Origin of the sequence: Streptomyces viridochromogenes, from assembly GCF_001270495.1 — a bacterium.
Classification (GTDB): domain Bacteria; phylum Actinomycetota; class Actinomycetes; order Streptomycetales; family Streptomycetaceae; genus Streptomyces; species Streptomyces viridochromogenes_A.
In genome coordinates, this window is sequence record NZ_LGUR01000140.1 from 102071 (window position 1) to 112917 (window position 10847).

The 10847-nt window shown below is 70.9% G+C and carries 12 protein-coding genes and 1 pseudogene; 7 read left to right on the forward strand and 6 right to left on the reverse strand.

Going from position 1 to position 10847, the window contains the following annotated elements; genetic code table 11:
• Positions 1-68: 68 nt before the first annotated feature.
• From ADK36_RS15775 to zapE, 4 genes are all read right to left on the reverse strand, one after another.
• Positions 69-1526 carry a SulP family inorganic anion transporter gene (locus ADK36_RS15775; RefSeq protein WP_048583782.1) on the reverse strand — a complete coding sequence of 486 codons (1458 nt, stop codon included), beginning with the start codon at positions 1524-1526 and terminating at the stop codon, positions 69-71.
• A 5-nt stretch (positions 1527-1531) separates the two neighbouring features.
• Positions 1532-2110, reverse strand: coding sequence for a carbonic anhydrase (locus ADK36_RS15780; protein ID WP_048583764.1), 579 nt, complete (start codon positions 2108-2110; stop codon positions 1532-1534).
• 79 nt (positions 2111-2189) lie between these two features.
• Entirely contained in the window at positions 2190-2594 is a 405-nt protein-coding gene (locus ADK36_RS15785) for a hypothetical protein (protein ID WP_048583765.1), read from the reverse strand.
• Between the two features lie 175 nt (positions 2595-2769).
• Complete coding sequence (gene zapE / locus ADK36_RS15790) at positions 2770-3879, reverse strand: cell division protein ZapE (protein ID WP_048583766.1); 1110 nt, start codon at positions 3877-3879, stop codon at positions 2770-2772.
• A gap of 37 nt (positions 3880-3916) precedes the next feature.
• Here zapE and ADK36_RS15795 point away from each other — a divergent pair, with 37 nt between their 5' ends.
• From ADK36_RS15795 to ADK36_RS15815, 5 genes are all read left to right on the forward strand, one after another.
• Positions 3917-4786 (forward strand): pyrimidine reductase family protein, encoded by an 870-nt coding sequence (locus tag ADK36_RS15795; RefSeq protein ID WP_107083813.1) that lies wholly within the window; start codon positions 3917-3919, stop codon positions 4784-4786.
• A 149-nt stretch (positions 4787-4935) separates the two neighbouring features.
• Entirely contained in the window at positions 4936-5409 is a 474-nt protein-coding gene (locus ADK36_RS15800; protein ID WP_199830189.1) for an indole-3-glycerol phosphate synthase, read from the forward strand.
• A 209-nt stretch (positions 5410-5618) separates the two neighbouring features.
• Positions 5619-7010: a UDP-N-acetylmuramate--L-alanine ligase gene (murC, locus tag ADK36_RS15805; protein ID WP_048583768.1), complete on the forward strand. Its 1392-nt coding sequence runs from the start codon at positions 5619-5621 to the stop codon at positions 7008-7010.
• Between the two features lie 13 nt (positions 7011-7023).
• Complete coding sequence (gene msrB / locus ADK36_RS15810; protein ID WP_048583769.1) at positions 7024-7431, forward strand: peptide-methionine (R)-S-oxide reductase MsrB; 408 nt, start codon at positions 7024-7026, stop codon at positions 7429-7431.
• Positions 7432-7448: 17 nt separating this feature from the next.
• Positions 7449-8369, forward strand: coding sequence for a phytoene/squalene synthase family protein (locus ADK36_RS15815; RefSeq protein ID WP_048583770.1), 921 nt, complete (start codon positions 7449-7451; stop codon positions 8367-8369).
• Between the two features lie 98 nt (positions 8370-8467).
• Here ADK36_RS15815 and ADK36_RS47930 read toward each other — a convergent pair whose 3' ends face one another.
• Positions 8468-8767, reverse strand: coding sequence for a hypothetical protein (locus ADK36_RS47930; RefSeq protein WP_048583771.1), 300 nt, complete (start codon positions 8765-8767; stop codon positions 8468-8470).
• Positions 8768-8849: 82 nt separating this feature from the next.
• On the opposite strand from ADK36_RS47930, the pseudogene ADK36_RS50185 reads away from it, so the two are divergent.
• Positions 8850-9001, forward strand: a pseudogene (locus tag ADK36_RS50185) (peptide-methionine (R)-S-oxide reductase MsrB); the annotation flags it as partial.
• A 112-nt stretch (positions 9002-9113) separates the two neighbouring features.
• Positions 9114-9860: a PP2C family protein-serine/threonine phosphatase gene (locus ADK36_RS15825; protein WP_053197969.1), complete on the forward strand. Its 747-nt coding sequence runs from the start codon at positions 9114-9116 to the stop codon at positions 9858-9860.
• Positions 9861-9891: 31 nt separating this feature from the next.
• Here ADK36_RS15825 and ADK36_RS15830 read toward each other — a convergent pair whose 3' ends face one another.
• Positions 9892-10824: a lysylphosphatidylglycerol synthase transmembrane domain-containing protein gene (locus ADK36_RS15830; protein WP_078942643.1), complete on the reverse strand. Its 933-nt coding sequence runs from the start codon at positions 10822-10824 to the stop codon at positions 9892-9894.
• Positions 10825-10847 lie beyond the last annotated feature (23 nt).

Consider the following 10847-nt stretch of genomic DNA (forward strand, 5'->3'; position numbering starts at 1 on the left):
GGTGCCTGGTCCGGGGCCATGGACGGCCCCGGACCAGGGTTCACACCGAGCCAGGAGTCATACGCCGGTCAGGGCGAGGTGACCCGCACCGGTTCCGTGCCCACCGCGCTGTGGCGCTCGGCCCAGTTCTCCAGGGCCGTACGGCAGGCGTGGTCCAGGTGGTGCAGTCCGGACAGGTCCAGCTCCACCGGACGGTCCTGGGGCAGGGCCTCCAGGCTGTCGAGGATCTTCGGCAGCCGGAGGAAGGTGGCGTTGCCCGACAGGTACGCCTGGATCGGTCCGGCGCCCTTGTCGATGACCTCCAGCTTCACGTGCGAGGCCTCCCATGCGGTCTTGGCGACCGACAGGGCCAGACCGATCAGCACGCCCTCGAACATGTTCACCGCCACGATCGAGACGGCGGTGACGACCAGGATCAGCGCCTCGCCCCGGTGGCCCCGCCACAGGGAGACGATCCCGCGGAAGGGGATCAGCTTGAAGCCCGCGTGGACCAGGATGCCCGCCAGCGCGGGGATCGGGATCAGCGCCAGCGTGGCCGGCAGCAGCGCCGCGAACAGCAGCAGCCACACGCCGTGCATGACCCGGGACGCCTTGGTCTTCGCGCCCGCCTGGACGTTGGCGGAGCTGCGCACGATGACCGCGGTCATCGGCAGCGCGCCGAGCACACCGCAGACCGCGTTGCCCGCGCCCTGCGCCATCAGTTCCTTGTCGTACTCGGTGCGCGGCCCGTCGTGCAGCCGGTCCACGGCCGCCGCGCTGAACAGCGACTCGGCCGACGCGATGAGCGTGAAGGCGACGATCGTGGCCAGCACGCCGACGTTGGCGAGCTCGCCGAACGCATCCGCACCGGGCGGCTGGATGGCGCCCAGCAGGCCCTTGACCTCGACGGTGGCGACCGGCAGGGCGAACAGCACGGACACCAGCGTCGCGAGGCCGACCGCGGCGAGCGGGCCCGGAACGGTGCGCACCTGGCGCGGCATCCGCTTCCAGAGCACCAGGACCGCGATGGTGCCGGCGCCCAGCCCGATCGAGGCCAGCGCCCCGGTGTTTCCGACGGCGTCGGCGAGCGCGCCGGGAAGCCCGGCTATCTTCGCCAGGCCGGAGGCGGGCGCCTTGGCGTCCGCGACCGAGTAGAGCTGTCCGGCGATGAGCACGAGGCCGATACCGGCCAGCATGCCCTCGACGACGGAGACCGAGATGGCCCGGAACCAGCGCCCCAGCTTCAGGGCGCCCATGAGGAGCTGAAGGAGACCGGTGGCGAGCACGAGCACACCGAGGACCGGCAGCCCGAACTCCTGGACGGCCTCGAAGACCAGCACGGTCAGACCGGCGGCGGGTCCGGAGACCTGAAGGCTGCTGCCGCGCATCAGGCCGGTGACGAGGCCGCCCACGATGCCGGTGACGAGTCCGAGCTCGGCCGGCACTCCGGAGGCGACGGCGACACCGACACACAGCGGCAGCGCGACCAGGAAGACGACCAACGAGGCGGCGAAGTCCTGCCGCAGGTGGGGGAACTTGGTCATCATGCCGATCACAGCGCTTCGAACGCGTCGGTCTCGGCGCTGTGGGCGCGCACGGCGCCCTTGTGCACCTCGTAGTACCAGGCGTGCAGGTTCAGTTGACGCTCCTTCAGCTTCTTCTCGATGCACGGGTACGAGCGCAGCCGCAGCAGCTGCGTCAGCACATGGGCCTGGACGCCTTCGGCGACCTCCGGGTCCTCCGCGGCACCCGTCGGGCGGGGAGTGGCGTGCGAGAGCCAGTCGCGCACGGCCGGTACGGCGTCCAGGTCGTCGCCGCGCACCAGCGCGCCGACGGCTCCGCAGTGGGAGTGGCCGCAGACCACGATGTCGCTGACGCCGAGGACCTCCACGGCGTACTCGATGGTGGCCGCCTCGCTGGTGGGGTGCTGCGAGGTGTACGGCGGGACGATGTTGCCCGCGGTGCGCAGCTCGAAGAGCTCGCCGGGGCGGGCGCCTGTGATCAGGGCCGGTACGACCCGGGAGTCGGAGCAGGTGATGAAGAGGACCTGCGGGGACTGCCCTGCGGCCAGTTTGGCGAACTCCTCAGGGCGCTGACCGAAGGTACGGGCGTTGTCGATGAGGGGCTGCATGTGTGGTGACTCCTCCTGGCGCGTCTCGATGGCGCGTCGGGGTTTTTACATGACAGAGGTGGGGGGACTGCTCTGCTTCTCAGCAGCGGAAGACCTGAAGCCCCGCCGGAGTGTGGGACGCCGAGGATCTCGACGTGCGCTCATACGCGGTGCCGAGTGTGCCCGGCTGGTGCGTGGACGCGGGGTCCCGGGTGAGCAACGGTCGGTCGGGCGGCTGGGGCCCGGAGTCGGCGAAGCGCAGTTGGTCCCGCGTGCGCAGCGGACCGGTCGGGTCCCCATCACCCGACGGCACGCAGTGGCGGAACGTGAGGGTTTCATCGCGCAGCGCCTTGCCGGAGGGTTTGATTCCGGGCTGGGCCTTGGCCTTTGCCTGACTGACCGTATGCGCGTGTGCGAAGGAAGCGCTGGGTGTGAAGAACTGGAGGGCGAGCAGGACGGCGGCGAGGATCGAAACCACGGTCCGTGCCGTCGTACCTCGGAACATGCGCCCCCCTCCAGACAGTCCACACCTATGGTGCGCACCAACGCTTGGTCAACCGTTGGTCAAGAAACACGTTAACCCGGCAAAGTTGTTTGCAGGGTTAACTTAACGTTTCGAGCTGAAGAGAGCCTGAAATGCGAGGGTGGCTTGGCTTGAACCACCCCTTGACCAGGGGGAGTTAGTGGGTTATCAGGCTCTTGGCGTCGCGGGCCAGCGCGGTGAGTCGCGAGATGGCGCGGAAGTACTTCTTGCGGTACCCGCCCTGGAGCATCTCCTCGCTGAACAGCTTGTCGAACGGCTGTCCGGAGGCCAGGACCGGGACTTCACGGTCGTAGAGCCGGTCCGCGAGCACGACGAGCCGCAGCGCGGTGGACTGGTCGGGAATCGGCCGGACGTCGGTGAGACACACGGCCTTCAAGCCATCGGTCAACGCGCCGTAGCGACTGGGGTGGACGCGCGCGAGGTGCTCCAGCAGATGCGGGAAGTCGTCGAGCGATGCGCCCTCGGTCGCGTACGCCGCCTTGGTCACCTGCTCGTCGGAGTACGGCGCCGGCGCCTCGGGCAGACCGCGGTGGCGGTAGTCCTCGCCGTCGATGCGCAGCGGGCGGAAGTGGGCCGACAGGCCCTGGATCTCGCGCAGGAAGTCGGCCGCCGCGAAGCGGCCCTCGCCGAGCTTGCCGGGGAGGGTGTTGGAGGTGGCGGCGAGTGCCACGCCCGCGTCGACGAGCTTGCCGAGCAGGGTGGAGACGAGGACGGTGTCGCCGGGGTCGTCGAGCTCGAACTCGTCGATGCACAGCAGGCGGTGACCGGAGAGGGTCTGCACCGTCTGCTGGAAACCGAGGGCGCCGACGAGGTTGGTCAGCTCCACGAACGTGCCGAAGGCCTTGAGCGACGGCTCGGCCGGGGTGGCGTGCCAGAGGGAGGCGAGCAGGTGCGTCTTGCCGACGCCGTAGCCGCCGTCGAGGTAGACGCCGCGAGGGCCGGCCGGCGTCTTGGGTGCCTTCGGCCTGCCGAACCCGAGGAAGCCGCGCTTGGCCTTCCCCGCACCACTCGCGTGCGCCCCGCCGAGCCCGCCCGCGAAGGACTCCAGGACCCCGACCGCCTCGATCTGGCTGGGCTGGTTCGGGTCCGGGATGTACGTGCTGAAGCGAACCGAGTCGAAGCGCGGCGGCGGCACCATCTCGGCGACCAGCCGGTCCGCCGGGACGTGCGGCTCAAGGGCGCACAGGGACAGCGGGCTCGCTTCGGCTATCGGGCTCGGCTTGGACACGGCGGAGGAGGACGACACGGTTCACCATGCTAAGCGCCGTGCCACACTCCATGACATGCGACGCCTGTTCCCTGTGACCGACGAGACAGCAGCGAGGCCCTCCGGCGGTTCGCCCGGGGAGGCCGGGGCCGGGGCCGCTGGAGGGGGGCTTGTGGCCAGTGGGTCCGATGGCCTTCTGGGGGGTGATCTCGCCGAGCGGGAGTGGAGCCTCACCGGGCTCGCCGCCGCCTACGCCTATCCCGAACCCGCGCCCGGCTCGCCGCAGCCCTGGTTGCGGGCCAACATGGTGTCCACGCTGGACGGGGCCGCCCAGCACGACGGGCGCTCGCAGCCCATCTCCACCGCCACCGACATGCGGATCTTCGGCACGCTGCGGGCGCTGGCGGACGTCGTGCTGGTCGGCGCCGAAACGGTACGTCAGGAGGGGTACCGTCCGGCGCGCGTACGTGCGGAGTTCGCGGCGGCGCGTGAGGCGGCCGGGCAGGCCCCCGCGCCGGCGATCGCGGTGGTGAGTGCCGGCCTGGAGTTCGACTACGGCCTGCCGCTCTTCACGTCGCCCGCCGTGCCCACCCTGATCCTGACGGGCGCCGCCGCGGCACCGGACCGGGTCGCCGCCGCGGAGAAGGCGGGCGCCCAGGTGGTGATCGCCGGTGACGGCATCGGCGTGGACCCGGTACGGGCCGTGCAGGCCCTCGCCGAGCTCGGTCACACCCGGCTGCTGACCGAGGGCGGCCCACGGCTGCTCGGGCAGCTGGTGGCCGCCGGAGTGCTCGACGAGCTCTGTCTGACGATCTCCCCGATGCTCACCGCCGGAGACGCCCAGCGCATCGCCGGGGGGCCGTCGGTGGCGGTTCCGAAACGGTTCGAGCTGGTGTCCCTGCTGGAGGAGGACGGCTTTCTGTTCGGTCGGTACCGGCGGACGTGAGGTCAGGCGGTTCGGAAATGGGTTCTATGGATGCCGTGCTCCTGAAAACGGCGGAATCCACCGTTCCGTTTAGCTTCCGCCGGGCACACTAAAACTCGCAGTCCCCGTGCGAGCACGGGGCAGGATGGTTTCCGCAGAAGGGGCGCCCGGTGTTCACAAGCGTTTTGATGATCGAGAAGGCCCTGACGTCCGCCGACGTGGAGTTCGTCACCACCTTGCACGGCGACGAGCAGGTCTCGTTCCATGTGCTGCTCCAGCCTCGGGGCGAGCAGGCCGACAGGTTGTTGCGCGCCATCGACGACATCGCGCTCGGCGAGCTGGACGAGGCCGTACGGGAGGGGGAGACCCCTGAGGGCGAGGAGGCGCTGACCACGGGGGAGCGGGCGCTGGAGGTGTCGCTCACGGCGCTGCGGACGGCCGGGGCGGAGGCAGAGGGGCGGTTGCTGGAGGATCACCCGCTCGATGCGCTGAAGGGCATGGTGGACGAGGTGGAGGCGGACGAGGTGATCGTGCTGACCGATCCCCACTACGTGGAGGAGTTCTTCCACCGGGACTGGGCGTCGAGGGCTCGGCACAAGGTGGGGGTGCCGGTGCTGAAGTTGTTCTCGCACAGTAAGGCGTAGTGCTTTTCGGGGTCGCGCCGTAGCGGGTGTGGTGGACGCCGGCTGCGGGTCGTCTGTGGCCTGTCGCGCGCACGCGGCGGAGCCGCATATCGACACCGCCCCGCGCCCCTGAGTCGGCACAGTGCCCGGCGCCCCATTGCTCAACGCCCGCCGGAGTACCCCATAGGCTGGGGTCTCACCGTCGTATCGCACATCCTGGGAGAACACGCATGGCACCCGGCCTTCCCACCGCCATGGACCGACCGCACTTCATCGGTATCGGTGGGGCCGGAATGTCGGGGATCGCGAAGATTCTCGCGCAGCGGGGGGCCAAGGTGGCCGGCAGTGACGCCAGGGAGTCCGCGACCGCCGAGGCGCTGCGGGCGCTGGGGGCGACCGTGCATATCGGGCACGCGGCGGAGCACCTCGCGGACGACGCCAGCTGTGTCGTCGTGTCGTCGGCGATCCGGAAGGACAACCCCGAGCTGGCCCGCGCCGCCGAGCTGGGCATTCCGGTGGTGCACCGCTCCGACGCGCTCGCCTCGCTGATGGACGGGCTGCGCCCGATCGCCGTCGCCGGTACGCACGGCAAGACGACCACGACGTCGATGCTGGCCGTCTCCCTGACCGAGCTGGGCCTCGAGCCGTCGTACGCCATCGGCGGCGACCTCGACGCCCCCGGCTCGAACGCCCTGCACGGCGACGGTGACATCTTCGTCGCCGAGGCGGACGAATCGGACCGCAGCTTCCACAAGTACGCCCCCGACGTCGCGATCGTCCTGAACGTCGAGCTCGACCACCACGCCAACTACGCGTCGATGGACGAGATCTACGAGTCCTTCGAGACGTTCGCGGACCGCATCACCGACGGCGGCACGCTGGTGATCTCGGCGGACCAGGACGGGGCGCGGGAGCTGACCCGGCGGGTCGCGGCCGGTGAGGTGCGGGTGGTGACGTACGGCGAGGCCGAGGACGCCGACGTGCGTGTCCTGTCGGTGCTGCCGCAGGGGCTCAAGAGCGAGGTCACCGTCCTCCTCGACGGCCAGGAGCTCACCTTCACGGTCTCGGTCCCGGGCCGCCACTACGCGCTCAACGCGGTGGCCGCCCTCGCGGCGGGCGCGGCGCTCGGCGTCCCGGCCGCCGAGCTGGCCCCGGCCCTGGCGGCCTACACGGGCGTCAAGCGGCGGCTCCAGCTGAAGGGCGAGGCCGCGGGCGTCCAGGTCATCGACTCCTACGCCCACCACCCGACCGAGATGACCGCCGACCTGGAGGCCATGCGCTCGGCCGCCGGGGACGCCCGGATCCTGGTCGTCTACCAGCCCCACCTCTTCTCCCGTACCCAGGAGCTCGGCAAGGAGATGGGCGACGCCCTCGCCCTCGCGGACTCCTCGCTCGTCCTCGACATCTATCCGGCCCGTGAGGACCCGATCCCCGGCATCACCAGCGAGCTGGTCATCGAGGCGGCGCGGGCGGCCGGCGCCGAGGTGACGCCGGTGCCGGACAAGGCCGAGGTGCCCGCACTGATCGCGGGAATGGCGAAGCCCGGTGATCTCGTTCTCACCATGGGCGCGGGCGATGTCACCGACCTGGGCCCGCTCATTCTGGACCGCCTGTCGAAGTGAGGGGCAAGCACTCATGTCGTACGACATCGAAAAGCCGGACGAGCAGTGGCGCACGGAGCTGACCCCGGCCGAGTACGCCGTCCTCCGTCAGGCCGGTACGGAGCCCGCCTTCACCGGTGAGTACACCAACACCAAGACGACGGGCGTCTACTCCTGCCGCGCCTGCGGCGCCGAGCTCTTCACCTCCACCACGAAGTTCGAGTCCCACTGCGGCTGGCCGTCCTTCTACGATGCACGCGACTCAGACGCGGTCGAACTTCTGGCCGACACGTCGCATGGGATGGTCCGTACGGAGGTCCGGTGCGCCCGCTGCGGCTCGCACCTGGGCCACGTCTTCGAGGGCGAGGGTTACCCGACCCCGACGGACCAGCGCTACTGCATCAACTCGATCTCCCTGCGGCTGGTCCCGGACGGGGACTGAGTACGGGAGGGGAACGTATGTGGGGGCGCGTCCTGCGGCAGGCGGGCATAGCGGACCCGTCGCTGCGGCGCGACTACGCGCTTCAGCGGCGTGTGGTGGCCCGCTTCGCGCGAGCCGAGTACCTGGCCGTACGTCTTCTGCTGCCGACGGCTCTCCAGCCCGACGTCGTCGCGGCCGTCGCCTTCATGCACGAGACCGACAACCGCGTCGACCGGGGTGGGGCGGCCGAGCGCTCGGCCGCCCTGGCCGAGTGGGCCGAGCGGGTAGAGAAGGCATGTACCACCGGAGACGCCGATCTTCCCGTGCTGCGCGTGCTGGCTCACACCGCCGAGCGGCACCCGGGCATGCGGGCCCGTGTCGGGGACTTCCTCGACGGGGCCGTGCTGGAAGTCGCTTGGGAGGAGTTCGCCACCGAGGCGGAGTTCGACCGGTACGTCACCGGCTACTCGCTACCTGCCCTCATGCTCACGGCGGGCCTTCTGGCTCCTGCCGGGTCTCCCGGCCCGGACGAGTTCATCAGTTGCTGCGAGAGGCTGATCTCGGCGATGCAGCGTCTCGACTTCCTGGAAGACCTCGCGTCGGATCTCCGCACAGGGCGCCTTGGCATCCCTGTGGAGGCCCTCGAAGACTGCGACGTCAGCCGGGCGGACCTGCTGCCGGACAGACCGCAGAGCCCGGCAGTCAACCGTCTGATCCAGACCCAGGCCGACGCCGCCGCGACCGCACTGGAGTCAGCGAGGCCGCTGGAGCATACGGTGAGCCCCGCGAACAAGCCCTTCGTGCGCGCGCTGATCGGTGTGCAGCAGTTCCGTCTTGAGGCCGTACGGGCGGTCGGCGCCGGGCTCATCGAACGACCGTCAGGGCCTTCGGCGGTAGGCAGCCTCTGCTTGCTGGCACGGGAGACTGCCGCACGGTGGCGCCCCCGCAGTGGAGGTTGACGCCCATGTCTGTGGCGTGGCCGAGTGTCCTGTGAGGCGTGGGTGCTGTAACGCCGGCCACGGCGCTCCGGCGAGTGAGACGCCGAGGGAACCACCGCCTACGCCGCTGGACCGAGGTCGCCTTCGATGACGGTCTGGATGATCGGGGGCCGGTCCCGGAGGGCGAGGAGCTCGTTGGCGAGGTCCGCGGTGAGGGTTCGCAGTCGCGGCTGGCCGGCCACGGGAGCGCGGCGCACGTCCCACACGCCGATGGACAGGACTTCCAAGCCCGGGTGGACGGCCGCCTCAATACTCCCCAGGCTCGATGTGTTGACTCGGGCCACGGCCGGCGGCCGCCGTTCTTCCCGGCGGGCGGGTTCCACGCTGGGCCGGTCCAGGATCAGGTCGGTGAGTGCCACTGACATCGACTCTGCCGGGTCCGCGTGACTCCGGGCCCTTGCACAGCCGAGGGCCCACTCCGAACCGGGGGACACGCCCTCGACCGTGAGTTGTGAATATGCGAATCATGACGGCTGGCCCTCCTTCTACGACCCGAGGGACACCGACGCGGTGGAGCTCATCGAGGACCGCTCGCACCTCAGCGGTACTGCATCAACAGCATCTCGCTCCGGCTGACGCCGGCCGAAGGCTGACGCCGCGCGAACGCCGACCCCGCTGCGCTGGCACGCCGGATGCCGGTGTTCCTAGACTCGTAAGGCACGTCCGGCCCGGCTGTCAGTCCCTGCGGGAAGGCGGTGGCGCTGCATGCCGTACGTCGCTGTGAGTGCGATCAGCCATCCCGGACTGCTGCGCGAGCGGAACGAGGACAGCCTCGTCGTCGGGCCGTGGACCCTGTGCGGCACCGTGACCGAGAATCCGCAGACCCTGATCTTCCCGCTGGGCACGCCCCTCGTCGTGGCCGTCGCCGACGGGCTCGGCGGGCATCCCGGCGGGGAGGTGGCCAGTGCCCTGGTGGTGCGCCGGATCGCCTCGCTCGGGCCCGCCCTGAGCAGCGAGGTCGCCGTCCGTGACGCCCTGAACACCTGCAACCGCGCCGTGTACCAGGCGGCCGGCGGCGATGAGGGCGGCGAGCTGAGCGCCATGGGGACGACGATCGCCGGAGTCGTCGTACAGCCCGGCTCGGTCACGACGTTCAACGTGGGGGACAGCCGGGTCCTCGCGGCGTCGCCCGACGGGCTGCGCCAGCTGAGCGTCGACGACAGCCCGCCGCACCCGGTCGGGCGCACCACCTCACTCGTCACCCAGTGCCTGGGCGGCTCGCCCGTCTATCGCGCCGTCCTGCCCCATGTCAGGGCCGAGCCCCTGACTCCCGGTGAGCGCTACCTCGTCTGCTCGGACGGGCTGACGGACCCGGTGCCGGAGGCGGTACTGGACGAGATCCTGCGGGAGCACGACGACGGCCGGGCGGCCTTCGAGCTGTGGAAGGCCGCGATCGAGGCGGGCGGGCCCGACAACATCACGGTGGCGGTGGTGCGGGTCGCGGAGGAGTGAGGGGGAGCGGGCCGGGCAGCCGTCCGCCGGGTCAGAGGATCTTGCGCTGGACCATGACCGAGAGCACCAGCGCGCCCGGCAGCAGGGGGACCCAGACCGTCAGGACGCGGTAGCCGATGACGGTGGCCGCCGCCAGGCCCATCGGGGCGCCGAAGGTGATCATCGTGAACACCACGCCCGCGTCCACGGGGCCGATGCCGCCCGGCGCGGGCACCGCGCCCACCGCCGTGCTGGCGAGGAGGAGCGCGAGGACCACCTGCGTCCAGGACAGCGGCAGCCCTAGCGCGAAGCCGACCGAGGCGAGCACGCTCGCCTGGAGCAGCGGGGTGGCGGCGGCCCCGCCCCAGAGGGCGAGGACGCGGCTGGGGCGGGTGTGCAGGATGCGCGCGTCGGTCAGGGCGGTGCGTACGAAGCCGAGGAGGGGGCGCCGTAGCGGTCGTACGGCTGTCACGAGCACGCCTGCGGTGACGAGGGCGGTCGTCACGCCGCCGGCGACCATGAGCAACGTCCGCCGGTCCGGGAGGAGTTCGCCGAGGTGCAGCAGCTCGGGGAAGGCCACGAGGAAGGCGAGGAGCACCAGTGTCTTCGCCACCGGTTTGACCAGGGAGTACAGGGCGAGCGAGGCGGTGGCCCGGGACAGGGGTATGCCGCGGCTCTGGAGGAAGCGCAGGGTGACGGCGTGGGCGCCGATACTGGCCGGCAGCACCTGGTTGGCGGCGCCGGCGGCGAACTGGGACGCGAGCAGCAGGCCCGGCGGAAGCCGTTCCGGCAGGGCCCCTTGGCGGACGACCGCGGCGATCACCCAGCCCATGCAGGTGAAGAAGAGACCGGCCAGCAGCCACCAGGGGTCGGCGGAGGAGAGCCGGGCGGCGCCGTCGCGGACGGTGTGCCAGTCGGCCACCGCCCATGCCCCGATCAGCGGGAGCGGAAGCAGGGGCAGCGCGTGGCGGGCGATGCGAGCGATGCGGGTGGGGGAGAGGCGGGGAC

Excerpts from the sequence above, each read along its gene's own strand:
- ADK36_RS15825 (WP_053197969.1), top strand. The coding sequence starts at position 9,114 with ATGCCGTACGTCGCTGTGAGTGCGATCAGCCATCCCGGACTGCTGCGC.
- ADK36_RS15815 (WP_048583770.1), top strand. The coding sequence starts at position 7,449 with ATGTGGGGGCGCGTCCTGCGGCAGGCGGGCATAGCGGACCCGTCGCTG.
- ADK36_RS15785 (WP_048583765.1), bottom strand. The coding sequence starts at position 2,594 with ATGTTCCGAGGTACGACGGCACGGACCGTGGTTTCGATCCTCGCCGCC.
- msrB (WP_048583769.1), top strand. The coding sequence starts at position 7,024 with ATGTCGTACGACATCGAAAAGCCGGACGAGCAGTGGCGCACGGAGCTG.
- ADK36_RS15795 (WP_107083813.1), top strand. The coding sequence starts at position 3,917 with ATGCGACGCCTGTTCCCTGTGACCGACGAGACAGCAGCGAGGCCCTCC.
- ADK36_RS15780 (WP_048583764.1), bottom strand. The coding sequence starts at position 2,110 with ATGCAGCCCCTCATCGACAACGCCCGTACCTTCGGTCAGCGCCCTGAG.
- ADK36_RS15775 (WP_048583782.1), bottom strand. The coding sequence starts at position 1,526 with ATGATGACCAAGTTCCCCCACCTGCGGCAGGACTTCGCCGCCTCGTTG.
- murC (WP_048583768.1), top strand. The coding sequence starts at position 5,619 with ATGGCACCCGGCCTTCCCACCGCCATGGACCGACCGCACTTCATCGGT.